Below are 26625 nucleotides of genomic sequence, written 5' to 3'. Positions count from 1 at the left end.
TGTTAGGCATGTCAGCCTGTGCGGGGATCGCACATGCGCAATCATCGGTCTCGCTCTATGGGTTGGCCGACGCATTCGTTGGCGAAGTGCATCCTGCCGGTGCAGCCGGCAACGCGTGGCAAGTCGGTTCCGGTGGGATGACGACTTCGTATTGGGGGATGTCCGGTACGGAGGATTTGGGCGGCGGCATGAAGACCATCTTCACGCTCGAGAGCTTTTATCGTATCAACGGCGGTCAGGCCGGTTCGTTTCCTGGACAGTCATTTTTCGGGCGAAATGCCTTCGTTGGTCTGAGCGGCCATTTCGGTGAGTTGACGCTGGGGCGCAATACTGCACCGCTGTTCGTGTCGACGCTGCTGTTCAATCCGTTCGGCAATTCGTTCGTCTTCTCGCCGATCGTCGTGCACAGTTTCCTGGGCTCGGCCATGGGTGCTGCGTCACTCCAGAGCGATACGGCGATCGACAATTCGCTTCTTTATCAGACGCCCGAGGTGGGTGGTCTGTCGGGGAGCCTGCTTTACAGTAACGCCGGCGTTGCCGGCCATGCAGGGCAGGCCAACTATAGCGCGAACGTGTTGTACTTCGCGGGCCCGTTTTCCGCGACGGCCGCCGTGCAGAGTCTGCACACGGCATCGCTGTTTCTCAACGGCGCAACCGCGCAGACCGCCTGGATGGCCGGTGGCGCGTATCGGTTGCGTGCGGTTAAGCTGTTCGCACAGTACGAACGTGTGGACAACAACAATCACGTCGCGGACGATACGGTACAGCTCGGGGCAAGTGTTCGGATAGGGTTAGGAAGCGTACTGATGTCGTGGGCGGGAACGCGGCGGCGACCGTCGGTAGGCGATCATATCCGTTGGTCAACGGTCGCGTTGGGTTACGACTACCCGCTGTCGAAGCGGACCGATGTGTATGCCGCTTGGCGTTATGACGCGATCACAGGCGTGTCGACAGGCAATAGCGTAGGTGCCGGGATGCGGGTCAAATTCTGAGCAGCACGACCTCGTTAGGGTAGAACACGGCCGGATCGGGTATCCGGCACTTCATTGCAGCGCTTGCTTGGGTTCGAGACCAGGATGCATTCGGCTGGATGTGAGGCGCGCGGTATCATGTCCCAACATCATCGCGAGTACTTCACGCCTCATGGTTTTTCCGAAAGTCCGACGCCCGGGTCGCAAGCCGCTTACGAAAGGTGACCTCTTGCCATTGCCGACCGCGAAGGTCCGTGCGCTGTCCCTCGAAAATCATATGGCGCTGGCCGCTGTGCGGGCCGGTCATGGGGGAGAAGAGCAAATCAGTTGTCTGTTACGAGTCGTCTACCTCGCGTTCTATATGCGCAGCGAGACCGACACAGGCGCGGATTTGAGTATGTACCGGCAAGCCGAAGCCGCTTTGGAAGCATGCATTGCACGCGCGGAGCAGGGCGCGGCTTGGCTGTTGCTCGATCGCGAGCAGTCCATGATCGAGCAGATCTTGGTCGTTCATGACGATCAGTTGGCGGCCGTGCCGATGCACCGGTACTGCGCAGCCTGGGAAAACCTCCAACGATTGATGACGGGACAGATCGCGTCACCCATTGCAACGCTGAGCGTGGCGTCGTGAAACCAACAAGTCTCCCGTAAAAGCACCCCGAGATCTTCCTCTCTACCTATAGGGGAGTTGCGACGTCGGTCACTGCAGGAACGTTGCATCAATGCGCGATGGCTTGGCACTCGCCTCGAGCACGCGTGCCTCGACCATGTCATATGTGAGTTCCGCGGAGATGCCGCTCTGAACCGACGGGATGTCCCGTCGATAAGACGGGTTTGGCCCTTCGTCGTGTTCGCTGCTTGAATGCCTTTCAGTTCCGGCCACGTTCGTGCCGGGTATGGAGGGCGAATTATGTCTTGGAATGATGACGGAACGCGGACAATCTTGCGCCGACGACAGGTCGAGCAGTGCACCGGTCTATCGAGGTCGACGATCTACAAACGCATGCAAGACGGAACATTTCCTCGTGCCATTGCGCTTGGCGGGCGAATGGTAGGGTGGCGGGCGGCCGATATCGAACAGTTCTTGGCAGATCCTGCGCGATATCGCGCTTCGCAGGCGCGCGAACCTGTAGAGCAGGACGGTAGCGGTGAAAAACGATAAGCCGCCGCCGTCGCTCGATGAGCGTCTTCGCAACTGGGGGCAGTCGAATCGTGGTGCCCATGATCCCGTTGATGCCGAATATGTGACCCGAGCATGGCGAACACTGCCGCCCCGAAATCGGGACCTTCTGCGCATGGTCTATCTCTGGCATGCGAGTCGAGAAGTCGTGTGTCGACGGCTGAAGATTGCCCGTCATCCGCGTCAACATTTCGACCTGGAGCTCCATGCGGCACGGTCCGCGCTTGCCCGCGCCCTTGCAGAAGGCGAGACCCAACAGTGACAGTCGCGGGACGAATGTTCGGTGACCTCCATAGTACGGGAGCTCGTGCGACATGAGTCGCACTCGACTCGTGCAGGTCCGCCGTGGACACGATCGAGTTCACCTCGAACACGAAATAAATATAGGAACAGCGAGGAGCTTCACGGCACGATAGGAATATCGTCTCATCTCGTCGACGCATGTCGGCCCTTGAATCGACGTGGCAGCTGACCTACAGTGAAGCCAACAATCTGATCCGGTCAACGTGCACAGCACGACCGAGTACGCGTTAGCGGCCCCGCAGCATTGACGTCTGTGTGATGGCGTAGTGTGCCGTAGCGTTCGTGAGAAAGCCTGCAATCGCAGGCTTTTCTGTTTTATGACGTGCTCTCAAGAATGCACGTTGAACTCGTCGCGACCCTTCCTTGTGCCGAGACTCTCTTACTTTCATGAAAAGACGTCGCTGCTCGGAGCCCCATCCGAGGAATGACGACCATGAAATCGCTTCTGGTGGCTTCGGCCCATGGTGGTACAGGCAGAACGACAGTGGTGTGTCAGTTCGCCCATTATCTTCGTCTCGTACGTGGATATCGGGTGTTGGTGCTTGATCTGGCCGAGCCGGCGTGTAGTGCCATTTCGCTTACGCGTGGCGCCCGTGCACGCTCGATGAAGCGCGCGGCGCCCGATATTCGCTCCGGCCGACCATCTGATACGGCTGGACCGTGCATTTGCGTGCTTGCGGCGGACGCCATTGCCGGCGTTGCGTATCGAGCTGATCCGGCTGGCGTTCGTTGCTACGCCAACTTGAGACACCTGTTGACCCAGGTCGCTCCCTTGTTCGACGTCTGTTTGATCGATAGCCCGCCGTGGCCTGACTCACGTGCCATTTGTGCGGCTGCGCTCGCCGACGCGCTGGTCAGTCCCGTTCTGTTGTCGCCGGACACGCTTGAGCAGGTCGCCGATTTCGTCAATGGCAGCAATGGGGTGCGCAATGTCCGAGCCAGGCTCAATCCGTCGCTGTGCTTTATCGGCATCGTGCCCAACTGCGTCGAGATGACTCCGCGGCAGCAGGCCCGATTCAAGCCGTTCGAGGCGTGCATGGCCACCTGGCTGGTTCCGCATGATCAGAGCCCAAGCGGCCATTTATTGCTCCCTCGGATTGACGCCATTTCGCAGGCGCAGGAGAGTGGGATCTCGATCATGAATCTCGTCCCGGCCGACCTGGCGGCCAATCGCGAATGGCAGGCCATGAGCGCGTGTTTCGACGTGCTCGCTCGGCGACTCGATTCTGCAAATGAAGCGGCATTGCCTTCTGAAATGGCCGAGGCATGCCATGCGTAATTCCGCGTTGATTCCGGATGTGCGGCAAAACGTGTGGCGTGGCGTGGTGTCGCTTGCGGTCGTGCTTGGAACTTCGATGGCGTGGCCCGATGTTGCACGAGCGGACGATTGGGGTTGTCAGGTGATGTTGTGTCTGTCTAACCCCGGTGGCCCGGAGCAGTACGCCGAATGCGTACCGCCAATCGAGAGACTATGGGCCACGCTGCGAGACGGCGATCCTTTTCCAACCTGTGATCTTGCTACGGTTGGCACGCTGAACGGAGCAGAACGCAACAATACACATTCCGCCCATTATCCCGCGACGTCGGCAGTGCATCTCCTGCAGCAGGTCGTTCGCCCGGGGGAGGGGGATCGATAATGCCGCTCGATTTCTTGTCGCTCGCGCACGACTGCGCGCCGCAGATCGCCCCGGCCACGATGGCGGCGATCGTGCGCACCGAATCAGGATTCAATCCCTACGCGATCGGCGTCGTTCGCGGGCGGCTGCGTCGACAGCCATCGAATGTGGCCGAAGCGATCGCGACGGTACGCGCGCTGGAGGCAGGCGGCTGGAATTTCAGTGTCGGGCTCGCGCAGGTGAATCGCGCGAACTGGCTGGCCTATGGCCTGACCGCCGAGAACGCATTCGAGCCATGTCGCAACCTAGCTGCTGGTGCTGAGATTCTCCACCGCTGCTTTACCGCGGCGGTGACGACCGGAAAGTTCTACGCAGTGACCGACTATCAGGCTGATGTACAGGCCGCACTACGCGCGAGCCTGTCCTGCTATGCGAGCGGCAATTTCACGACCGGCTACCAGACGGGCTACGTCCAGCGTGTCGTGGAGAGCGCAGCGGTGCAAGCTTCCTCGAATTCGTCCGTTCCGGCCATTGCACCCATTCCGGTTGTACCGATTGGTTCTGCAGTGCCGATTCGAGCTCCTCGCTATGAACCTGCGGTTCACCGGCTATTGCGGCGGGATCGTGATGGGATGAACGCCGCTTCGCCCGTGACAGAGGAGCGTCACAAACCGGACAGTAGCGCAGTGGTGTTCTAACTCGACATTGTAAAATCAGATAGAGATATATCGGAAGGGAGTCGATCATGTGCTTAGGAATACGACATAAATCATCGATATTCGTCGAACGGGCGATGCGATTTATGTCTGACCGAAAGACGGCACTGGCGATCATTCTTGCCACTTCGTCCCTGATGTTCACGGCTCCGGCCTGCGCGCAACTCTCACAGGTCAATGCGCTGCTCAACACGATCCAGACGACGTTGTTGAGCGTCGGGGGCGTGATTTGTTCGATTTCCATCATCTGGGCGGGCTTTCGGATGATGTTTCAGCACGCCCGGTTCGGTGATATCGCGAACGTGTTTATCGGCGGCCTGTTCGTCGGTTGCGCGACCGTCATCGCCGGCATGCTGATTCCTTCGAGCTGATCCGGGGGGCCGAACCATGGATTCTCTCAAGGATCCCGTCTTCAAAGGTTGCACACGTCCCGCCATGCTTTGGGGGGTGCCGCTGGTGCCATTCCTGATGGTCGGCGGCGGCATGCTGATCCCCGCGATCTGGGCACTGCTGGCCAGCCCTGCGCTGGGTGTCGCGATCCTCTTTTTGATGATTCCGGTGTTCGTCGCGATGCGGGTGTTGACGCGTCATGACGACCAACGGCTTGCGCAGCACGCGCGACGCGTTCGCATGGCGTTGCGTCAGGGCAATCGCCGCTTTTGGGATGCACATGCCTATGTGCCGGTGCGCCTGAAGAGGAGGGCATGACATGCCGCGCAAATCGCACGTCGAATCCATCGCGAGCCGGGAAGTGCCGCTTGCCGGCTATATCCCGTACTCGACGCATGTGACCGACCACGTCATCAAGACGCGAGAAGGCGACTACCTGCAAATCTGGAAGATCGCCGGCATTGCGTTCGAGGCAGCCGATCCCGCTGACATCCTTGCGCGCCATGAAGGGTTCAACCAATTTGTGCGTGGACTGGCGGGCGGCCATGTGGCGCTGTGGTCGCATCGTCTGCGCCGACGGGTGTCGGACCGATTCTCGACGCAGTACGACAATCGTTTCTGCGAGGAACTGGCGACGCGCTACTACGCGAGTTTTGCCGGCTACCGGATGATGGCCAACGAGTTGTTTCTGACGGTGGTCTACCGGCCAAACCGCACCCGCCTCGGACGTGTCTTCAGCCGTGCGGCCCGCCGCACGCGCGACGATATCCGGCGCGATCAACTCGACGCACTGAAGATGATGTCGGAGCTCGCGGCTCAGGTCGAATCGAGCCTGAAACCCTATGAACCGGTCGCGCTCGGTGTCTATCGCCGGCCGAGTCCCATCGTGGCCACTTCGCGCCGCTATTCGTCAGCGCTGGAACTGCTCGGCTATTTGGTCAACGGAGTCTGGGAACCTGAGCCCGTGCCAGCCGGCGCGATTCGCGAGGCGCTGCCGATTTCGCGGCTCTTTGTTGGCGCCGAGAAAATCGAGATTCGCATGCCGACTGCAACGCGGTTCGCGGCGATGCTGGACCTCAAGGATTATCCGGAAGACACCGAACCTGGCATGCTCAATGGCCTGCTGTACGGAGACTTCGAGTATATCGAGACGCAGAGCTTCACGATTCTGGATAAACCCACGGCGAAGGAGGCGTTGGAGCGGCAGCGCAATCAGCTTATCGCCGGTGAGGACGTCGCCCTGTCCCAGGTCGACGCGATCGACCGCGCGCTCGATGATCTGATCAACGGAAATTTTGTTCTTGGCGAGTATCACTACTCGCTGGCGGTGCTCGGCGACTCGCTGAATGAAGTGTCTCGAAGCATCGCGAAGGCACGAACGCAACTGGCCGATGCCGGGTTCCAGACAGCATTGATCGATCTCGTGGCTGATGCGGCCTGGTTTGCGCAACTACCGGCCAACTGGTGCTACCGACCGCGCGAAGCGAAGCTCACGTCGCGCAATTTTTGCGGTCTGGCAAGCCTGCACAACTTCGCGACTGGCAAGCGCGAGGGCAATCCGTGGGGCGAGGCAATCACAATCGTCAAGACACCCAGCGGTCAGCCGCTCTATCTGAACTTCCACGCGACACCGGATAAGCACGACTCACTCGACGAGAAGGCACTCGCCAACACGCAGATCATCGGCCGGGCGGGAGCGGGCAAGACGGTGCTCGAGCTGTTCTTGCTCGCGATGGCGACCAAGTATGACCTTACGGCGGTGCTGTTCGACAAGGATCGCGGCACGGAGATCGCGATTCGTGCGATGGGCGGTACCTATACTGTGTTCCTCCGCGGCGAGCCCACCGGTCTGAATCCGCTCCAGATGGCACCGGATGAGCCGGTGATCGATTTCTGGGAGCGCCTCGTGCGCAAACTCGTCGACGTTGGCGAGGCGTTGTCTGCAAAGGACGAACTCGACATCTCACGTGCCGTGCGAGAGGTCGCGCGTATGGACAAGCCACTGCGCCGTCTGTCGATGGTGCGGCAGCTTCTACCGAACGTGGGCGAAAACAGCCTGCATGCACGGTTGGCCAAATGGTGCGCGGGCGGACGTCTGGGGTGGGTACTCGATAATCCGGCGGATCGTATCGATCTGGCGCACGCGAAACTGTTTGGTTTCGACGACACCGAGCTGCTGGACGATCACGAGGTGTCGACACCCGTGACAATGTACCTGCTGCATCGGACCGAAAACCTGATCGACGGCCGACGCTTCATCTATGTGATGACCGAGTTCTGGAAGCGGCTCGGTGACCCAGTTTTCACGGATTTTGCGAAGAACAAGCAGAAGACAATCCGGAAGCAGAACGGGCTGGGGATTTTTGATACCCAGTCGCCGGCCGACGTATTGCGAAGCGAAATCGCCAGTGCGCTGATCGAGCAGAGCGCGACGTTTTTCTTCCTGCCGAATCCGCGTGCCGACTACGACGATTACGTGCATGGCTTCAAGCTGACCGAAGCCGAATTCAATATCGTGCGCAACCTGGGCGAAAGCAGCCGCTTGTTCCTGGTCAAGCAGGGCCATCGCTCAGCGATCGGCCGACTCGATCTCGCAGGGCTTGGCGATGTGCTCGATGTCCTGTCCGGTACGACCGATAACGTCGAGTTGCTCGATGCAATCCGTGCCGAAGTCGGAGATATGCCCAAAGACTGGCTGCCCGTTTTTCATGAGCGACTAGCGATGCGCCGGACGGCTCAGGCGAGCTCGCGCTTGTCTCCGACGCCCGAGCCGCGAGGTGCCCAATGAGCGGCCTCTTTACCGCCGTGGGCGGCACCCTGGAAAACGGCATGTCGACCTACGTGACGACCGTATCGTCGGCGCTTTCCGGAGCACTCGTGCCGGTCGTGACCACGGGCATCACGATCTGGGTGCTGGCCTATGGTCTCGCGGTGGTGCGCGGCGAAGCCCACGAGGCGGTGCCGGCCTTTGCCTGGCGAGGGCTGAAAGTGTCGATCACGCTGGCGTTCGCGCTGAGCGCCGGGATCTACCAGCAGCAGGTTGTCACCGCCGTCAACGGCGCGACGGCCGGGCTGGCCCAGACCATCCAGAACGCGGCGAACACGACCGGCGGGGGCAACCCGGGATGCGGGTCGGCCAACGGCAGCACCGTGACAGGGCAGGGCGCCGCGACCAGCATTTACCAGACACTCGACTGCTACGACCAACAGGTCGACCTCGTGATGGACGCCTACTTCAACAAGGCGACGCATGAGGGAATCAGTCCGAGCGGTCTGGCCGCCGCGATTGGGGATTTCCTCTGCGGTCTCATTGCTGCGCTCGGCGGGTCCATCTTTTTGATCGTGCTGGCCTTCGAGGTCGTGATGGCGAGGATGCTGCTCGATCTCGTGCTCGGACTAGGCCCGATCTTCATCGCGTGCGCCGCGTTTGCGCCGACTGCGCGATTTTTCGAAGCGTGGACCGCGAAGGTTGCCAATTATGCGTTGTTACAGGTTCTGGTTGCTGCCTTCCTTGGCATGGCGCTCACAGCGTTCTCGGCCGATCTCACTTCGTTCCACGCGACTGGCGGTTCACCCGGTGACGATTCGTCAGCCCTGATGCAAGCCGTTTCCGCCTCCCTAGACGATGCCGCCGCCGCAGCTGCTGCGATTGGGCTCTTTGCGACCGGGGTGTTCCTCGCAATGGTCGGTTGGCAGTTGCCTTCGGTTGCAGCGGGCTTGTCTGGCGGCGCCACTCTGTCGGGTTTCGGCGCGTTTGTGGCCGGCATGGCATCGCGAAGCCTCGTCACGGCGCTCGGGCGGGCGTTTAGCCGTAACGGACGAGGCCCGCCCTCCGGTGGCGAAATGCGCGACCGGACGGGTTCGGGTGGGATATCTGGGTCGAGCGGCGGCGGGACCCCAGCTTACCAGCGCGCTGCGCGCGCGAATTTGGGCCAGCAGGACAGCTGACCAGGAGGTAACGATCATGAACGGGCGAAGCAAATGGATCACTGCCGCATTTGCGTGTGCGGGGCAGTGCGCCGGCGCTCACGCGCAAGGGATCCCGGTTTACGACGCGCAGAGCGTTGTGCAGGCCGTCGCCACCGTGGGCCAACTCAAGCAGCAAGTGCAGCAAGAAATGCAGATCTACCAGTCCACGATCGGCACACGCGGTTTCGGCGCGCTTCTGAGCAATCCAGTCGTCGCCAACTCGTTGCCGTCGAACTGGCAGAGCGTCTATACCGCGATCCAGAACGGCGGCTACGCGGGCCTGACGGGCAGTGCGCAGGCATTGCGCTCGGCCAACCGGATCTACGACTGCGAGGACCAGACCGGGGTGGATCAGCAGGTGTGTCGGCGCACGCTCAACAAGCCCTACCAGGACAAGGCGTTCGGCCTGCAGGCATACCAGACCGAGCTGCAGGAGCTGGACCAGATCCAGAGTCTCGCGCAACAGATCAACGCGACGCAGGACCCGAAGGGCGTCGCGGAGTTGCAAGCGCGTATTCAGACCGAATCCACGGCGGTCGGCAACGAGATGACCAAACTGCAGCTCTTTCGCATGCTGGCCGAGACGGAAGACAAGCTCGTGACCGAGCAGCAGAGTGAACTGGTGCTGAGCCGAGCGGGTAAGACCAAACGGCTCCAGGACCAGATGGTGCCCGCGTCATTCGGCAACTGAGGCGACACCATGTCCATACTGAGTTCGTTGACGGTCGCCGGGTGCGTCGCCTGGAGTCTTGCCGCCTGCAGCAGTGGGCCACCCAAGCCGGTATTGCCGGACGGCCTGCACCGCGTGCCAGTCAATCGTGTACCGCCCGTGCCTGAGGTGCCAACGACCGTGCCGGCTGCTCCGGACCAACCCGCGTTGCCGGATGCTGGAGATCACTCATGAGTTCGCACGGTTATTGCCGCGTGCTCGACATTGAGGCGTCGCTGACGCACCTGCAGGAGTGCTCCGAGCGGCGTGCATGGCACGTCGCTTACGCTGCAGTTGGTATTGCCGTGCTGAGCACGGTAGCACTCGCAGTGATGGTGCCGTTCTATCGCGTGGTGCCTCTGCCCATCGAGGTCGATCGCCTGACGGGCGAATCCCAGGTGATCAACGTGCTCGACGCCCGCCACGTGCATACGAAGGAAATCCAGGACAAGCACTGGGTCGAGACTTATGTGCGCGCACGCGAGCGCTATGACTGGGGACTGCTGCAGATGGACTACGACAGCGTGCTCACGATGAGCGATGACGTCGTTGCTCGCGATTACCGTGGCATCTACAGCGGTCCCGATGCACTGGATCGGCAGTTGGGGGCTGGTGTCGAGCGGCGCATCCGGATTCTCTCAGTCACGCTGTCGCCCGACGAACCCGGTCGTGCAGTCGTGCACGTCGAACGGACGTCGTTCAAGAATGGCGAAGCCCATGCCGAGCAAACCCAGCGTTTCGTGATCACGCTGGCTTATACCTACCGGCCGCCCGTGTTCACGCGTGAGAGCGTGGCGATCGCCAATCCATTCGGCTTCAAAGTCACAGCCTATAGCCGGGATGCGGAATATACGCCGTCGGCGTCGGCAGTCGGAGGTACACCATGAGAGTGCTTCCGTTTGGCATCGCGCTGGCGAGTCTGCTGCTCGTGGGGGGCGCGAGGGCGGTTGATCTGCCGGGTTGGAACGGCGACTCGCGCGTTCGCCAGGTGATCTACCGGGCCGATGAGGTGGTGCGCGTGGAGGCTCAACGCGGCTTTGCGACGCACATCGCGCTGGGTTCCCACGAGCACATTCAGGTAGTCGCGCCTGGAGATCGAGACGGCTGGCAGGTGGTGGCGAACAAGGGCGATCACGATGTGTACCTGAAACCGCAGCTTGCCGCCCACGATTCGAATCTCGAAATTCGCACCGACCGGCACAGCTACAGCTTTGATCTCGTGGTGCTTCCGCTGAAGTCGAAGTTCGGCAATGACCGCGTGATGTATCGCGTGACTTTCGTCTATCCGGACGAGTTGGCGAAGCGGGCATCGAGGGAATCGGACGTCGAGTTGGTCGCGAAGCGCCTGGCGCAACCGGCGGTCGTGCGTAACGCACGGTATTCGATGCAAGTGATGCCGAGCTCCGACGACATCGCGCCGAACGCAGCATGGGACGACGGACGTTTTACGTATCTGCGTATCCCGAACAATAGACGCATGCCGGCGATTTTCCGGGTGGCCGACGACGGCACGGAAAGCGTGGTCGACAAGCACATCGACGGTGACACGATCGTCATACACGAGGTGGCGAAGCGATTCGTGCTACGGCTCGCACGAGAGGTCGTTGGAATTTGGAATGACGCTTACGACATCGACGGCGTGCCGGCTCATGACGGCACGACGGTCAACGGGGTGAAGCGCATTCTGCGGAGCCATCGCGATGAATGACGATACCCTGCACAACGTGATCGGGCACGACGATGGCTCGGACCGTCAGTCTGAAGGCGGCCAGAACGCGGGCGCATCAAATGCTTCCGCGGATCGCGGTATGCCAGCGTTGGGGCAATACCGTGATGCACGCCCGCGCGCCTGGTGGCTGACGCCTGTCGTGATCGTGCTGATCGTCGGGGTGGGCGCCGTCTGGACCGTGCACGGCTTTCTCGCGCGGCACGATGCCGAAGCAAAGGCGCGGCGCGATTCGATGGCAGGTACGTCTTCCCAGGGGCGCATGTTCAACGATCTGCCCGCGTCGGCGGTCGGTAGTGCAGCCTCGGCCACGGTACCAGCAAACGCGGTTGCGGTGCGTCCCGCATCGACTTCGGGTGTGGTCACGCCTTCTCGTATCGCACACGCTGCGACACCTCGCAGCTACTACGATGCGCCGCTGCTTTCAACGGGCGGTGGGTAGGAACTCGTGGGTGTGGCGCCAGGCGTGCCGGGGTCGGGTGGCGTGTCTTTCCCGCTTACCGACGGTGTAAACGGCGGTGCAGGCGCGTCAGCCCAAGGTTCGGGGCCGATGGGGGGCGGGCTCGCCCAGGCGCTGATGCCGACCGTGACACCGCGTGTTCAGGCCGGGACGCTCGGCAATCGGAGCCTGGTGCTTGCACAGGGCGCCAAGATCGACTGCGCGGGCGATACGGCGTTTGATTCGACCGAGGCTGGCTTGTCGACCTGCACGGTGACCAAGAACGTGTATTCCGACGATGGCAACGTCGTGCTGATTGAACGGGGTTCGCAGATCAACAGCCAGTATCGCTCGAACATGTCTCCGGGACAGAAGCGGGTATTCGTGCTGTCGGCCCGTATCAAGACACCCAACGGTGTCACGGTCGAAATCGATTCGCCGGCAGCGGACGCGCTCGGCCGTATGGGCATCGACGGCTACGTGGACAACCACTGGAGTCAGCGCATTGGCGCAGCAATGCTGCTTGGCGTTACCCAGGACGCGATCGGCTATCTGTCGACGCGCGGCGGCAACACCAACGGATCGGTGGTGTTCCAGAGCACACAACAGCAGGGCAACGACATGGCCACGCGCGTGCTCGACAGTACGATTGGTATTCCACCGACGCTCACCCAGAACCAGGGCGCGGAGTTCACGATCGTGATTGCGCGCGATCTCGACTTCGGATCGGTGTATGCCCTGCAGCCGGAGGGCACGCGATGATGATTCACGCGCCCCAGTTAAATGCGTCGCGCGACTCGGTGCTCGCTCGGTTACCCGACGACGCATCCGTGCGCGAACTGATGCGACCGTTCGCGCCGCTGCTCGACGATCCCGACGTGACTGAACTGGTGATCAATCGGCCGCAGCGCGTTTTGACCGAGAACTCGGTCGGTTGGCACGGCCACGACTACGCGGATCTCGATTTCGACCGGCTGATGTCATTCGCGGTGTCGGTAGCCACCCTGACCAACCAGGAAGTATCGTCGCAGCATCCGATTTTGTCGGCGCTGTTGCCGGACGACGCGCGTATCCAGATCGTGGTCCCGCCGGTCGTGCCGGCGCGAACGGTGTCGGTCACGATTCGCCGTCCGTCCCCAGACGAAAAGACGCTCGACGCATGTCGCGACGAGGGATTGTTCGACGATACGGTATGGCGCAGGCCGGACGGACTCGATTCAGCGCTGCCGTCCTTGCGCGCCGAAGACCGGAAGCTCGTCCAGTGCCTGGAAGAGCATGATTGGGGCGCATTCTTCGAGCGCGCTGTCACGGGCAGGCTCAATATCGCAGTGGTTGGCAATACAGGGTCAGGCAAGACCAGCTTCATGAAGACCTTGTGCCTCTCAATTCCGGCGACCGAGCGAATCGTGACGATCGAGGACGTTCGGGAACTGTTCATCCGGCACATCGAGAACTGCGTGCATTTGCAGTACAGCAAGGGAGGGCATGGCCAAGCACAGGTGACGCCCGCGGACCTGATCGCGAGTGCGATGCGCATGCGCCCGGACCGTGTGCTGCTGCCTGAATTGCGCGGTGCCGAAGCCTACGATTTCCTGAAGCTTCTGACAACAGGACATGCAGGCTCAATCACGAGCTATCACGCACCTAATGCGACCGTCGCGATCGAGCGATTCGCGCTGATGGCAAAGGAACATCCGGAGGCCGCCGCCTGGGACGATGCCGCACTCAAGAGATTGCTGTTCCTAACAGTCGATGTCGTCGCGCACATGGAATCACGCCCAGTGTTCGACGCAGAGGGTAAGCAGACAGGCAAGCGCTGGGGCATGACCGAAGTCTGGTTCGATCCGGGGCGCAAGGCGCGCACTGCGTTTGTATAGGGGGCGGCCATGGATCATCCGTCATCGCCTTTGCGCCAGCATATTCGGACAGCTGTAGTGACGTTGGTCGCGCTAGCTTGCTTGATGGCCGGACTGGCGGCGTCGCTCTGGCTTGCGTCATTCCTCCTCTATGCCAGCTTGCGCGTTAATCCGCTGCATGCGGGAATGTGGGGTTGGTTCGATGCGGTGCTCATGTGGCGAGACGGAATGATGCCGAACGTCGGGCGCAAACTGGTGGGGGCGGCGCTGTTTGGCGTACTCGTGTCCTTGGGTGGTCCTGTATTCGGCGTCCATGCGCTATGGGTGAACTCGCATCGACGTCATCTCTATGGCAGTGCGCGCTTTGCGAACGAGTCGGAAATCCGGCAGGCGGGGCTGCTATGACGATGCACGCCCACCTCAATACGCCACCCGCGATTGTCGTGGGAGTATGGCGCCGCCGCTACTTGCGATTTGCTGGTCAGCAGTTCGTGTTACTTGCTGCACCTGCTCGCTCCGGCAAGGGTGTCGGCGTGGTGATCCCGAATCTTCTCACCTTTCCCGATTCGGTGGTGGTGCTCGACATCAAGCAGGAAAACTATGCAGCCACAGCCGGCTTCCGTCGCGCGAATGGGCAGGATGTCTATCTGTTCAATCCGTTTGCCGAAGATGGCCGGACACACCGTTACAACCCGCTGTCGGCGATCTCCGATGGCTTGTTCCGGGTGGGCGACATTCTCGCGATTGGCTATGCACTGTATCCACCAGGCGGCCACGACGATTTCTGGAAAGATCAGGCGCGAAATCTGTTCCTCGGCATCGTGCTTCTGTTGTGCGAATGGCGTGATGCGCACCGGGCTGGCAAGGATGCGTCAACTCCTGATTTTCCCGTCACGATGGGAGAAGTGCTGCGGCAGTCGTCGGGCAATGGCATGCCGGTCAAAACCTATTTGCAGCGAGCGCTGGTCCGGTATCGAGGCTTGCTCTCGGGACAGTGCGTGGATGCGTTGAATCGCTTTCTGTCCAATGACGACAAGGTGCTGGCGAGCGTGTTGGCGACCTTCAATGCGCCGCTGACGAGCTGGGCCAATCCGATTGTCGATGCAGCAACGAGCACGAACGATTTTGATCTGCGTGATCTGCGGCGGCGGCGTATTTCCATCTATATCGGTGTTACACCCGATCATCTGTCGGAAGCGGCCTTGATCGTGAACCTGCTCTTTTCGCAGATTATCAACTTGAACACGAAGCAGCTGCCCGAAGCCGATCCTACGCTCAGGTTCCAGTGCCTGCTTTTGTTCGATGAGATGACGGCAATCGGAAAGATCCACATTCTTCCGCGCGCTATTGCTTATATGCCGGGCTTCAACCTGCGCGTGCTGTCGATCGTGCAATCGATCGCGCAATTCGAATCCGTGTACGGGCGATCCGATGCCCGTACCATCATCACGAACCACGCGATGCAGATCCTCTATGCGCCGCGCGAGCAGAAGGACGCGAACGACTACTCGGAAATGCTCGGTACGTTCACCGACCAGTCGCGCAGTGTGAGCCGCCCCAATGCATTCTTTGGCGGCCGGGGTGGCTCAAGCGAAAGTGTATCCGAACAGCGCCGGCCGTTGCTGTTGCCGCAGGAGTTGAAGGAACTGGAGCGAGATAAGGAAATCATCTTGCTCGAAAACACCAAGCCGATTTTGGCCGACAAGATTTGCTATTGGCGCGATCCTGAATTTGCCTCCCGTGTCGTTCCCGCGCCGCCCGTGCCTGCCCTGAACATGGCGCATTTCTCTGCGGTAGTCGAGCGCCGATTGCGCGACCTGCATCCTGATGAGCTCGACCCGGAGGGGGCGGGGCTCATCCATCTTCCGCACGAATACCTGGAAGTATTGCAGGCGTGGAATCCGCGTGATCTGCCGCCGAACCTCGCAGACATCAGCGAGGAGGAGGCTGTGGCCTACGTGGAGCGGCATTTCATGCTGCTGGGCATGCCGGTCAGTAAGGTTGAGCAGGCGAGACGTTGCCTGAGCGTGAACGATCTTGATGTGGCTGAGCTCGATTTTGTTGAACCTGCGCGTCAGGCAGCCGTGAGCGGTCGGCCCGTCGTGGAAGCCCGGCAATGACGACACCCTATGTGCATGATGCGGACCGTGCACGTGCAGCGCTTGCCGTGATTCCGGCCGATGACTACGAGACCTGGGTCGATATGGCGTTCGCGCTCAAGCAGGGCTTCGGTGACGAAGGCTTTGAAATCTGGGACGCGTGGAGCCGGACGGCAGCCAACTACAACGAGCGTGCGGCGCGGACCACATGGCGCTCGGCCAGTGCATCGGGTGGCAAGACGCTCGCTACGCTTTTCTGGCAGGCGCGTCAGCACGGCTTCGATCTGAAGCGGGCGAATTATCCGGATCGCATGACCGCCGTATTGGCGGCGTCCCCCAAGGTGTTGGCTCAGCGCGCACGGGAGGAGGCTCAACTGCAAGCACGTCACGCAGTTGTTGCTCATGAGGCGACATCGATCTGGCAGTGGGCCAGGCCAGTCGGTCCGGAGCATCCCTATCTTGTGCGTAAGCAACTTGAACCTGCATACACACTGCGCGAGCTCGATGCACTTGAACTGCGTGCGCTGCTTGGCTACCTGCCGGCCAGCGAGGAAGTACCGCTGAATGGCCGTGTTTTGATCGTGCCTGTCTGGAACGGATCGATCTCGACGCTCGAACTGATCGACGAACATGGGCACAAATCGTCCCTGGCTGGCGGCGCGAAGAGAGGGGGCTACTGGACGACGGAGCCGATATGGGTTCCCGCTAGCGCACCCTCGCGGGTTCTGATCGCGGAGGGGATGGCGACAGCATTGGCGGCTTCGAGAGCCACAGGCTGGTTCGCAACGGCGGCACTGTCCAGCGGGAACCTTGGGCTGGCGGCGCAGAGGTTGCGTGAACAGTATCCCGCCGCGGACCTGATCGTGCTAGGTGAACTGGGTAGTGGCGAGGCGCAGGCTCGGTGTGCGGCGGAAGATGCGAGGGCGCATCTGGTTTGGCCACGATTCGCCGCAGATGCGCGCATCCACGGCATGGTGCCGAACGACTTCAGCGACATGGTGGTGCTGAGCGGATTTGAAGCGGTCGGCGAATACCTGCGCGCCAAGGTCCGTTCTGTTGTAAGGGCAGATGGTCAATCGGAAATCTGCCCCGAACTCGGTGTGACCTTGGTTGATGTCAATGAGTATGAGGAGGGCGGAAAAGTGAGCAACGTCAAGGAAAAGCTGTTGGCAGAAGATGACGGCACGTCGCGTCGCCGGCCCTCAAAGCGCGGTGCGCCGAAACAGGCCACACCGGATGTGGCGGCAGCGGATAGTGCATCCGGCTTGGCATCACCCTCAGTGGATTCTCCGCCCAACGTTTTGCCGGTTGCGGCGCCATTGGCTGGCGATCCGCCTCGATTTGCGTCGACGCGTCCGTCAATCGGCGAACCGTTGTTTGGCGTGGGTGACGTTCCGAACGAGGTCAAGGCGCTTGCGGAACACCGGTTTGGCTCACCGCTCAGGCTGGCCACGCCGCGTGAAAACGGTGGTCCCTATCGGGGGGAGGTGTTCAACACGGAACACTATCTGATCCAGCAGGTCGCGACACGCAGTGTCGTGTTCCACCGCAAAGATCGGATGACGTTTGTGTCCGACCGTCTGAAATGGATGGATGAAAAGGCCCGGCTGAACGGATCCGAGTTGCAAGTGGGTTATGACGGCGATCAGGCGAAAGTCTATCCGTGGGACCGAGCGCGCGATCTGCTGGACCGTATGGTGGGGTCGCTGAAGAAGTCGGCACGCGAGTTGAATTACAGCCCCAATCTGGAGGCGATGCTCGATCAGTTGCAGGCGAGATCCTGGACGCGCATCCGCGAAGCGCGTGCGGCCGCACTGGAAAAATCGCGGGAACAGGACGCGTCTCGCGAAGCCGGGTCAATGCCTGACCGATAAGGCACACCAGCATAGCGCCGACATTCAACGCCGATCTCTAGAATGCGAGGTGCCACATGGCCCTGAGAAATTTCGCGAACGAAGTCGATCCGGTTATCAACGTGATCGAACAGGATTTTCCGGTCAACAGTGGCGGACTGGCTGCGTCGGACGATCGTCGAGGCAGGCTGGAATCGGCTGCAATAGCTGCCGTATCGGCTCGGCGCCGCCGTGAGTTCGATGTCGCTCGGGCGAGATTGCGGGAGCAGGCAATTCGTGACGATGCGGCCACGCTCCAGAAGGTCGAGACTCGCTCGCCGAGCGCGACGCCGGCCGACATGGATTTGACGAGTGTGCCACTCGACCAACCGCCCGAACGCGTACGCAAGCGTTACTTGCGCGCGGGCAACCAGTATTTCCTGAAGGACGCGCCGTATCAGCTCGCGTTCGAAGATCTAGGGCCATATCTCGTCACCGAGCACAACCGACCCGACGTGGTCGAATCGATGATTGACATGGTGCACGCGAAATCGTGGCGGCGCATTCGTGTGTCGGGCCACGAAATGTTTCGTAACGAGGCGTGGTTGCAGGGCACGCTGCTCGGCATTGAAGTGAGCGGCTACCAGCCGAAAGCGGAGGATCTGGCGCGTCTGACCGATGCGCGGCATGCGAGGTTGGACAATCGCATCGCGGTGGTCGCGCAAGTCGGGGCGCCAACTGCCGCGAGCGCGCCGGCTCGCGCAGATAATCCGGCTATGGTTTCAAGCGCGCCCCGAGTCGACGTAGGCACGAATGGCGACCCAAACTCTCCATCCACATCGGTCCGTGAGTTGGCATCGGAACCGCCTATTCCTGAAGGCAGCCAGAGCGCTGCAAACGACGAAGCCGATCTGCCGCGGCGATACGTTGGAGAACTGTGTGAGCATGGTGGCGCCCCGTATCAGCACAATCCAGCGCGCAGCGACTCGTACTACGTCGTGTTTCGCGATGAGGCGGGCGTTGAGCAGGTCGTGTGGGGTGTGGATCTCGAACGAGCGGTGCGCGAGGCGAATGCCCAGATCGGGCAGCAGGTGACACTCGAAAATCTTGGCAAACGGCTTGTCACCGTGCGAATGCCGATCCTGAATGACGAAGGAAGGGTAATTGGCGAAGACGAAAAGGTCGTGCATCGCAATACCTGGCAGGTAGGGATCGTGCAGCGGGGCCATGACGTTGTAGCTCCGCAGAAGGCGGACTATTCGCAGAATGGCCAAACCCGATCTACAGATTCACTCGGTGCTAGAGTCGACGAGACAGCGCTGTACGGCAGTCACGATGCGCGCCATTTGGGCAGTGAACGGGCATTGCATGTGGCCGTGCTGACGGCCGCCATGCGCGAACAGGGTTTCAGCGAGCGCTCCGTTACCCGTGTGCGGCAGCACGCTGAACGCATGCTGGCGGCGTTCCAGCGCGAAGGCATTCCGGTCCCGGCACCGAAGGTATTCGATCCGAGCGCGCCATCGGGCCGGAATCGTCGCAAGCATCAGGCTCCCGAACGCACGCCTGCCCGCGAACTCGAGCTCACGCCAGATGAGCCGTCGCGATCATCACCCTCTCGCTGAGGTGAATCGTGGTCGTGCGCGAGCGTTTGTGCGTCGAACTCGGGGTAATCCGGGTACGCTGGGACGACTGGTGTGCCCGCCGCGGTGTGACGGCGGGCGAGGGCGTGCGTCAGTTGATCGCAACGGCTATCCGCGACGATGCGGACGGCGAATCCGGCACGACCATATGTCGCTTACCTCTACCGATCGTTGGGGAGCCGCGTCATCGCATCGAAATCCGACTGACCAGCGCGGAGCTGAACGCGGTCGAGCGGTGCGCCGCAGCAATGGGTCTGCGCAGTAATCGCTGGATAGTCTCGCTGGTTCGGGCGCAATTGAGCCGGGAACCGCAATTGGGCGAGCCAGAATTGAGTGCGCTGTCCGTATCAAACCAGCGACTTGCTGAGATTGGCCGTTTGTTGGGACAACTTGCACGTGCCGACGAAACCGAGCTTGTGCGTCGAGATTTGATGTCTGAATGGGCGGAATTGCGAAAGCGCGTTGACGAACACCTGCGTACGGCGGCCGCGATTATGCGCGCGAACCTCGATCGCTGGAGCCGCTGACATGCCATACCCGAAAATCTACATCGACGCGATGCTCGTGAACTGGGGCGATCGCCTGTTTCAGGATCCGCTACGACATGCGCAAGCGTCGCGACTCTCACATGTGGATATTCGCAACGCTGCAGCTCGCATGCGTGCGCAGGTCGCTCGCACGCTCAGGCGCACGCCGGAAGTCATGGTCAAGATCACCAACAAGGCGGCGAGTGCGCAGGGCATGGGAGCCGTACGTCGACATCTGCGCTATATCTCTCGTAACGGCAGGATCGAACTGGAAGATCAGAACGGTGACCGTATTGAAGGCAAGGATGCGCTGAATGATCTCGCGAAGGCCTGGCAACTCGGTGGGTGGGGTATCCCCGAGAACAGCACGCGCCGGGAGACTTTCAACATCCTGCTGTCGATGCCACCAGGAACGGATCGGAAAGCGGTGCGCGATGCGGCGCGAGATTTCGCGGCACTTGAGTTCGGCGACGGCAGGGCATACGTTTTCTCCGCGCACAATGACGAAGCGCATCCGCATGTGCATCTGAGCGTACAGGTACGGGGTCCGGACGGCCATCGTCTGAATCCCCGACATAAGGATCTTCAGCGATGGCGTGAGCGTTTTGCGGAGACGCTGCGTGAGCACGGTGTCGAGGCGAATGCGACGCCTCGGCGTGTGCGCGGCGTGACGCAGCGCTACCCGAAGCAGTCTGTCGTCCATATGGTCGCGCGTGGAGAAACGCCGAGGTACTGGAAATCAATGCCGACAGATGCTCAGCGCGATGCAGTATGGGTCGCGCAAGGTGGCATATTTACCGCCTGGCGAGAAATGGCCTACGCAATGGCGAGGTCGGGTGTGCGAGAGGATCGCGCGATGGCCGTTGATATGACGTACTTCGTCGGGTCCATGCCGGTGCAACGAAATCGACCAATGGTAGGGCGTGAGCCGGATGATAGAGGCGAGAAGCCGGATCGGCAGGTGCCAGATACCGTGGAGCGTTCAGACGGCGCCAGGCAGGATGTGGAGCGTTGACGGTCACAGCGTTGGGGTCATTCCCGATCGGAAAACCACGTTGGTCCGGCCTTGAATGTCACGACGAGCAGAAACAGGAACGTGATCGCGAGAAGCGGGATGCCGTAGACTGCCACCGGAAAAAACAGCATAAGCTGCAGGATCGATCCGGGAACACCGTACATCAGCGCCGTGTTTCTGACGTTTTCGTAGATCAACCGGATGACTGCCGCAAGCCCCATTGCCATGAGGACGAGACCCGCCCACATCGATTCGTGATGCAGTAGTGCGGTTCCCCATCCGATGTATCCCCACCATATGAGATTGATACCAACTGCCGCAAGCCAAAACCCACGTGCCGTGAAGAAACTGTAACCGTATCGGCGTCGCGAGTGACGACGAAAAAGCTGAATGCTCTTTGCAATCGCGATGACGGTACCAAGGATGATCGCGAGTTTGAGAAATTCCACGGAACATTCCTCCAGACTGTCGCGCCGATCAGAGCGCCTCCTTTGCCGACATGAAGGGCTCCACATGTGTCGACTGCCCCTCGTTCCAATATAGACGGCCAGGCCGTGAACGAACAACCTGGACTTCGAAAATTTCAGAGGTCGTTGTTCAGCGAATCTCCGCATGCTGAAGCGCTCAAGTCTCGCTATGAGCGAAGCCATGGACGAATGTGAACAACGTTGGAGTGCTTGGTAGCGCGCGCTGCAGGCGTTGATTCAGAAAACACTTGCGACTTCGAACCGGCCTTGGTTTTCGAGAAGCGCCACAATGGCGCCCAAAACCGGCGCAAGCCTATCCTGCCGTCCCTTGTCTTCTCTTCTTTCATCTCGCCGTTCGTCAATGACCACGCAAGATGTGGTGTGGTCATGCAGAAAGATGGTGCCGTGGCTGCAAGAAGGCACGTTCACAGTGCGTGGAAAGGGTGCACGTCTCGCGCAACAGGACGATCCGCAAGTAGTCGAAAGCAGCGGACGACACGGGTTGCGTCATGTCAATCCTTTGGTCAGGTGATGTAGGAAAACGAAGCGTTGTGAACGACATGAGCGATCGAGGCCGTCATACACAGTGCAACAAAAACGACTGATTGAAAACGTGACCGCATCAGCGCGAGTACGAACTCAACCAGTAGGCGGCAACGCTGATGCGGAGTAAGTCGTATCGGTTGAATGCAGAGGTTTGCTCCTCGAGCGTCGCTCACGTGATCAGATTCGTCCGATTCCAATCGTCGTTTGCAACTTAAGGCGATGGTCGATCTCGAGTTGGTGTTGCCTCAGCGCGACGACGAAAAATATTTCGCGATGCCGTTCAATTCCGGGCCGTTCCCATGCGGTTCGATGCGCGAAGTTCGGCTTGTTTTCGGGCATTGACGACCATCATTGCCATCAGCAAGATGGTATTAAGGCAGTGTGTCGAGGCGGATTATGCCGGTCGTAAAGCACTTTACCCAAGCGCAATGGGACGCGGTCGCTCGCCGTCTCGACGCGCTGCCACCAAAGCCTGCGCACGAGCATCACGTCACGGTGCGTGAGGCGGTGAACGCAATGCGGTCGCAGATCAACGACGCGCAACAGAAGGGCTACACATTCGAAGAAATCGTTCAGCAACTGGCGGAAGAGGGCGTGTGCATCAGCGCCAGCACTTTGCGCTACGCGATGCAACGCGTAGCGAAAGATCACAAGGCCGGGCGTTTGGAAAGAGCCGCCCCATCGGGTCAGGCTACTGCGCCACTGCGAATCAAGAAGCCGAAGCAAAGAAGATCGCCGTCTCTCGATCAAGTAGAGAATCGAGACCGAAAGGATAGTCGAAGGGCGACGACCAATTCGGGGGCCATGGTGATTCAGGATGCGTTCTCGTTCGAGATTGTGCCGGACACCGAGAACCTGTAGAGGAAGTGTATGACGACGACTTACCCAATCTATCTGGTGGGCGGCAGCAAGGGAGGTGTGGGCAAGAGCTTTGTCTCGCTCGCGCTGGCCGACTACCTCCAGCGCCGTGATTTTCCTGTCGCACTGGTCGAAACCGATACGTCCAATCCCGACGTGATGAAAGCGATTCAGGACGAGGTACCGTGCGTCGCCTACAGCTTGGACGAAGCCGAAGGCTGGATCGGCCTGGTCAACTTCTGTGACGAACGCCGGGACGCAGCCATTGTTGTCAACACGGCGGCGCGCAGCCAAACGGGTATTACCCGTTTTGGCGCGACACTTGCCAGTACGCTCAGCGAACTGCGGCGCGAACTCATCGTGCTGTGGGTAATCAACCGGCAGCGCGACAGTCTGGAATTGCTGCGCGCGTTCAGTCCGACATTTCCCGAGGCGATGATCCATGTCGTGCGCAACGGTCATTTCGGTACGCCGGACAAGTTCACGCTGTATCAGGCGTCGCAATTACGCAAAGCGATCGAAGCACGGGGGCGCACACTCGACTTCCCGGATCTGGCGGATCGTGTCGCCGACGAACTGCGTAGTCAGCGGATGTCGATTCGCGTCGCGTCGGAGACGATGCACATTGGAGAGCGAGCGGAACTGCTGCGCTGGCGGTCGCTGTGCGACACGATCTTCTCGACCGTGATCGATAACGCCGGGACCGATGATGAGCCGTAGGCGGCCAGTCGAGCCACTGATCCGCCTGTTTCAGGAGGTATCCGGTGAGGTCCCGGACGACACGAGTCTGGCCCGGATGCGCCGAGTATCGAGCGTCCTGAATCTGCACGACAACGACGCGCTATGGTCCATCATCGCGGTGCTCGAATACTACGCGCGCCTGTACGAGGCGATGCCGGAGCGCATTCGATGGGCGAGCGAGGGCAGTCTCGAAGCGGCTCGGCGGGAAATCGGTGGCGCGAACGATGCGTTGATGCAACAACACCGCAGCGCGCTTGAACGGTGCAAGGCGACGATCACGGTAGCGGAGAACCTGATTCAGGAACATGAGGCGCGGTACCGGGAAGCGTTGGCGAATCTCAATGAGGCGACACTGACGGCGCTCAGCGTACGGCTGACCAGTCAGATTGTCCGCTCGGCGGGCAATCGAATGATCGGTGCGGCGGCAATTTCGGGGCGCGAACAGCGTGAGCGGCTGGATGAGACGATCGATCGGTTTGGGAAAGCGGTGGACGTGGCGGCGGCGCGGATGGACGCGATGGTGATAGCGATGGAACGACGTTTTGCACGTGCGATCCGGCGTCTATGGCTGACGAGCGCAACGGTCCTCTGCTTGATGCTGCTGGTTGTGGGTGTTTGGGTGGACGGGCGGTCAGGGCACCACCCGTCGGGTACGGTTAGCCAAGCGGCGCAGGGCAGGTCAGCAGACGGCAGGCCCTGAAGTGCGCTGCCGTTTGCTGTGTTGCGTCGTTGGATGAGGATCAACAGTTACACGACGTCCGGGTCAGTTTGTGCAGCGGTTACCGATTCGGTGGTCGGGAAAGGCCACGGCGGCTGTTCAGCGGTTCCGGTGGACGGCTCGGCGTCGTGAGACGTGTGGTTGACGGGGTTGTCGTCATTTCCGCCGTTCTCGTCTGCATCGACGTCCTCGCCATCGTCGTCATCCTCGTCGTCGCCGTGGATAGCCCATGAGGGCGATGCCGGAATTTCCCGATCGATGAGGATTTCCGGGAGCCATGCGACCTTCGCGAGGCGCAGTTCCGCTGCGGCTGCAGCATCGCCCTTTTTCATCTTCGCGAGGTCTGCCGCGACCTTGGGAGAAACCGCACCGGACACGACCTCCGCGACGCGCGCCTTGCTGACATGGTCGAAGTACGCGGTGCGCGTTGGTGTCCAGTACCGGGCCATATCGAGACTCAGGGCATCGGCCAGCGCATTGATCGCGTGTGGCTCTTCTGATGTCGCAATACCGTCGAGCAGGTTGCCTGTGCAAAACGCGAGTAGGTCGAGCAAGGTCGTGTACGCGTCCTGCCTGAGCAACCACGGCAGCAGATCGGCTTGGCTTGCTGGTAGTTCCGCGATCCAGCGTGTGCGCTGCGTCTCGATAGTGTTCCAGGCCGGACTGACGGGGAGGTCGTCCGCCGCGCGCAGAAGACTATCGCGATTGTTGTTTCCGGAGAGTGCCAAATAACGCGTTGCGCTGGCGTGGCCGTAGTGCTCGGGCACTGCTTGCGGAATCAAGTGTTGCAGCAGGGCGGCGATCGCCACGGTGGGCTGTGCAATCAGTTCCGCATGGACGGCGGCGGTGCGATGCGCGGTTAGCCGTTGGCAGAGTGTTGCGCTATGGATGGGTTTGACCTTGGCCGGCGCGTCTGCCGTGTCCGGCGCTTCGGCTATGGGCGTGCCGGTTACGGTTCCGCCTGCCGCGTCAAGTGTCGCGCTGCCCTCGCGCCGTACGAGACCGCGTTCGATGACCAGTTCGCCCTGTGGGCCGACGATCACGGACGCCCCGGCCTCAGCCATTTGCGATGCATCCCACACGATAGTGCTGGTTTCAAGGGCGCGGATCGCGGCTTCGACCTGTCCGATCTCGGTGTCCAGACGTTCGGCTGCGTCATAGGCATCGTCGTCGTCTTCCGTCAATGCATCGAGATTGTTGCTCAGTTCGGTCTGCTGCGCGGTCAGCGCGTCGAGTTCGCGTTGCTCCTCGTCGCTGTAGGGACGGTGGACAGGGCGCAGTCTGCCGTAACGGTTCAGTTCCAGCATGTCGCGTTCGACACGCGTTTCCGTCCAACCCCAGCCTTCGGCACGCAGCGTTTCGGCCGCCGCGTCGAGTTTTTGCGCGGCAAGGTTTTGCAGCAGGTCGGCGTCCGCAATGTAGCCCGCATGCTCGTCGTCGCTAAAGAGGTCCCGGCGCACATAGCCGCCCGCTGCCTCATAGGCGACGAGGCCGACGAAGCGCACGAGGCGGCTGCGGCTCGCATCGATCTCGGCGCGGGTGATGGCCTGCCGCAGATAGTGCGGCTGACGTTGCCACTCGTTGGCCTGGAACCACAGATGTTCCTGCGTGTCATGATCGTCGGCGAGCGCGAGCGCGGCAAGCTGGTCGAGCGTGATTGCGTCCTCGCGCAGCAGCGCCAGTAGCTTGGGCGACACGTTGGCGAGCTTCATGCGCCGTTTGACGGTAATGGACGACGCTGAAAAGAGCGCGGCGATGTAATCGACACTGCGGCCTTCGTCGGCCAGCATCCGATACGCGCGCAGCACGTCGAACGGGTCGAGTCCTTCCCGCTCGCTGTTCTCGATCAGTGATATGGCGAGCGCTTCACCTTCGCTGACGATCCGCACCGGTACCGGATAGTCGGCGGCGATGTGCTTCTGCTCGAACAGCAGGTCGAGCGCGGCTTCGCGCCGCTGGCCCGCGCACACGCCGTATTTGCGGTGCCTGCCGCGTACCCCTTTGATCTCGTGGACTACGAGGTTTTGCAGTAATCCTTTGGCGCGGACGTTGGCCGCTAGTCCGGCGATGCCGGATGGCGGCTTCGTGCGCACGTTCAAGGGTGAGCGTTGCAGGCTGGAATACGGCACCGTTACGACCGGCTGCTCATTGCCGAAGTTCGTTTCGAGCGCGGCGGCCGATTCGGCGGCGGCAGACGTGACGGTTTCAACAGATTGGGCTTGCATGATCGACTCCCGATAGTAGAAAGGAAGATGCCGGGCCAGTAAGGTGCGATTGCGTCAGGACGTGACCCGACGGGCGTCATGG

General features: G+C 60.9%; 25 protein-coding genes and 1 pseudogene. 24 read left to right on the top strand and 2 right to left on the bottom strand.

Annotated elements, in window-relative coordinates; translation table 11 throughout:
- Nucleotides 1-8: 8 nt before the first annotated feature.
- From QZM67_RS12575 to QZM67_RS12475, 21 genes and pseudogenes are all read left to right on the top strand, one after another.
- Nucleotides 9-992, top strand: a complete 984-nt coding sequence (locus QZM67_RS12575; protein WP_301803787.1) for a porin — start codon at nucleotides 9-11, stop codon at nucleotides 990-992.
- 151 nt (nucleotides 993-1143) lie between these two features.
- Entirely contained in the window at nucleotides 1144-1602 is a 459-nt protein-coding gene (locus QZM67_RS12570; protein ID WP_301803360.1) for a hypothetical protein, read from the top strand.
- 279 nt (nucleotides 1603-1881) lie between these two features.
- Nucleotides 1882-2133 (top strand): AlpA family transcriptional regulator, encoded by a 252-nt coding sequence (locus QZM67_RS12565; protein ID WP_301803358.1) that lies wholly within the window; start codon nucleotides 1882-1884, stop codon nucleotides 2131-2133.
- Nucleotides 2120-2413: a hypothetical protein gene (locus QZM67_RS12560; RefSeq protein WP_301803356.1), complete on the top strand. Its 294-nt coding sequence runs from the start codon at nucleotides 2120-2122 to the stop codon at nucleotides 2411-2413. Before QZM67_RS12565 ends, QZM67_RS12560 begins: the two co-directional genes overlap by 14 nt.
- Nucleotides 2414-2887: 474 nt before the next feature.
- Nucleotides 2888-3733: a ParA family protein gene (locus QZM67_RS12555; protein WP_301803354.1), complete on the top strand. Its 846-nt coding sequence runs from the start codon at nucleotides 2888-2890 to the stop codon at nucleotides 3731-3733.
- Nucleotides 3734-4090: 357 nt separating this feature from the next.
- Nucleotides 4091-4768, top strand: coding sequence for a lytic transglycosylase domain-containing protein (locus QZM67_RS12550; protein ID WP_301803351.1), 678 nt, complete (start codon nucleotides 4091-4093; stop codon nucleotides 4766-4768).
- A gap of 104 nt (nucleotides 4769-4872) precedes the next feature.
- Complete coding sequence (locus QZM67_RS12545) at nucleotides 4873-5157, top strand: TrbC/VirB2 family protein (RefSeq protein ID WP_301803349.1); 285 nt, start codon at nucleotides 4873-4875, stop codon at nucleotides 5155-5157.
- 16 nt (nucleotides 5158-5173) lie between these two features.
- On the top strand, nucleotides 5174-5494 hold the full coding sequence (locus tag QZM67_RS12540) for a type IV secretion system protein VirB3 (protein ID WP_301803347.1): 321 nt from the start codon (nucleotides 5174-5176) through the stop codon (nucleotides 5492-5494).
- A gap of 1 nt (nucleotide 5495) precedes the next feature.
- Nucleotides 5496-7964, top strand: a complete 2469-nt coding sequence (locus QZM67_RS12535) for a VirB4 family type IV secretion/conjugal transfer ATPase (protein ID WP_301803345.1) — start codon at nucleotides 5496-5498, stop codon at nucleotides 7962-7964.
- Nucleotides 7961-9124: a type IV secretion system protein gene (locus QZM67_RS12530; protein WP_301803343.1), complete on the top strand. Its 1164-nt coding sequence runs from the start codon at nucleotides 7961-7963 to the stop codon at nucleotides 9122-9124. The genes QZM67_RS12535 and QZM67_RS12530 overlap by 4 nt, the downstream gene beginning before the upstream one ends.
- 16 nt (nucleotides 9125-9140) lie before the next feature.
- Nucleotides 9141-9836 (top strand): P-type DNA transfer protein VirB5, encoded by a 696-nt coding sequence (gene virB5, locus QZM67_RS12525; RefSeq protein ID WP_301803342.1) that lies wholly within the window; start codon nucleotides 9141-9143, stop codon nucleotides 9834-9836.
- Nucleotides 9837-10045: 209 nt separating this feature from the next.
- Entirely contained in the window at nucleotides 10046-10741 is a 696-nt protein-coding gene (locus QZM67_RS12520; RefSeq protein ID WP_301803340.1) for a virB8 family protein, read from the top strand.
- Entirely contained in the window at nucleotides 10738-11562 is an 825-nt protein-coding gene (locus tag QZM67_RS12515; RefSeq protein WP_301803339.1) for a TrbG/VirB9 family P-type conjugative transfer protein, read from the top strand. The genes QZM67_RS12520 and QZM67_RS12515 overlap by 4 nt, the downstream gene beginning before the upstream one ends.
- Nucleotides 11555-12781: pseudogene (virB10, locus tag QZM67_RS12510) on the top strand (type IV secretion system protein VirB10). Before QZM67_RS12515 ends, virB10 begins: the two are co-directional and overlap by 8 nt.
- Nucleotides 12778-13896, top strand: coding sequence for a P-type DNA transfer ATPase VirB11 (gene virB11 / locus QZM67_RS12505; protein ID WP_301803338.1), 1119 nt, complete (start codon nucleotides 12778-12780; stop codon nucleotides 13894-13896). The pseudogene virB10 and the gene virB11 overlap by 4 nt, the downstream one beginning before the upstream one ends.
- Nucleotides 13897-13905: 9 nt before the next feature.
- Nucleotides 13906-14280: a hypothetical protein gene (locus QZM67_RS12500; protein ID WP_301803334.1), complete on the top strand. Its 375-nt coding sequence runs from the start codon at nucleotides 13906-13908 to the stop codon at nucleotides 14278-14280.
- Entirely contained in the window at nucleotides 14277-15995 is a 1719-nt protein-coding gene (locus QZM67_RS12495) for a type IV secretory system conjugative DNA transfer family protein (protein WP_301803330.1), read from the top strand. Before QZM67_RS12500 ends, QZM67_RS12495 begins: the two co-directional genes overlap by 4 nt.
- A complete protein-coding gene (locus QZM67_RS12490) occupies nucleotides 15992-17848 on the top strand; it encodes a PriCT-2 domain-containing protein (RefSeq protein WP_301803327.1) in 1857 nt (618 codons plus the stop codon). Before QZM67_RS12495 ends, QZM67_RS12490 begins: the two co-directional genes overlap by 4 nt.
- 56 nt (nucleotides 17849-17904) lie before the next feature.
- Complete coding sequence (locus QZM67_RS12485; protein ID WP_301803324.1) at nucleotides 17905-19428, top strand: LPD7 domain-containing protein; 1524 nt, start codon at nucleotides 17905-17907, stop codon at nucleotides 19426-19428.
- Between the two features lie 14 nt (nucleotides 19429-19442).
- Nucleotides 19443-19973 carry a plasmid stabilization protein gene (locus QZM67_RS12480; protein WP_367620444.1) on the top strand — a complete coding sequence of 177 codons (531 nt, stop codon included), beginning with the start codon at nucleotides 19443-19445 and terminating at the stop codon, nucleotides 19971-19973.
- 1 nt (nucleotide 19974) lies between these two features.
- On the top strand, nucleotides 19975-20988 hold the full coding sequence (locus QZM67_RS12475) for a relaxase/mobilization nuclease domain-containing protein (protein WP_301803319.1): 1014 nt from the start codon (nucleotides 19975-19977) through the stop codon (nucleotides 20986-20988).
- Nucleotides 20989-21005: 17 nt separating this feature from the next.
- Here QZM67_RS12475 and QZM67_RS12470 read toward each other — a convergent pair whose 3' ends face one another.
- Complete coding sequence (locus QZM67_RS12470) at nucleotides 21006-21437, bottom strand: hypothetical protein (RefSeq protein ID WP_301803317.1); 432 nt, start codon at nucleotides 21435-21437, stop codon at nucleotides 21006-21008.
- 960 nt (nucleotides 21438-22397) lie between these two features.
- Here QZM67_RS12470 and QZM67_RS12465 point away from each other — a divergent pair.
- The 3 genes from QZM67_RS12465 to QZM67_RS12455 all read left to right on the top strand — a co-directional run bounded on the left by QZM67_RS12465 (nucleotide 22398) and on the right by QZM67_RS12455 (nucleotide 24300).
- On the top strand, nucleotides 22398-22862 hold the full coding sequence (locus QZM67_RS12465) for a hypothetical protein (protein WP_301803316.1): 465 nt from the start codon (nucleotides 22398-22400) through the stop codon (nucleotides 22860-22862).
- Between the two features lie 9 nt (nucleotides 22863-22871).
- Nucleotides 22872-23579, top strand: coding sequence for a P-loop NTPase (locus QZM67_RS12460; RefSeq protein ID WP_301803314.1), 708 nt, complete (start codon nucleotides 22872-22874; stop codon nucleotides 23577-23579).
- A 76-nt stretch (nucleotides 23580-23655) separates the two neighbouring features.
- On the top strand, nucleotides 23656-24300 hold the full coding sequence (locus tag QZM67_RS12455; RefSeq protein ID WP_367620443.1) for a hypothetical protein: 645 nt from the start codon (nucleotides 23656-23658) through the stop codon (nucleotides 24298-24300).
- A 47-nt stretch (nucleotides 24301-24347) separates the two neighbouring features.
- Here the strand turns inward: QZM67_RS12455 and QZM67_RS12450 are convergent, their stop codons facing one another.
- Nucleotides 24348-26543, bottom strand: a complete 2196-nt coding sequence (locus tag QZM67_RS12450) for a ParB/Srx family N-terminal domain-containing protein (protein ID WP_301803309.1) — start codon at nucleotides 26541-26543, stop codon at nucleotides 24348-24350.
- Nucleotides 26544-26625: the final 82 nt, after the last annotated feature.

It is taken from the genome of Burkholderia sp. AU45251 (assembly GCF_030482905.1).
Taxonomy (GTDB): domain Bacteria; phylum Pseudomonadota; class Gammaproteobacteria; order Burkholderiales; family Burkholderiaceae; genus Burkholderia; species Burkholderia aenigmatica.
This window is presented reverse-complemented; position numbering and strand designations above follow the sequence as displayed.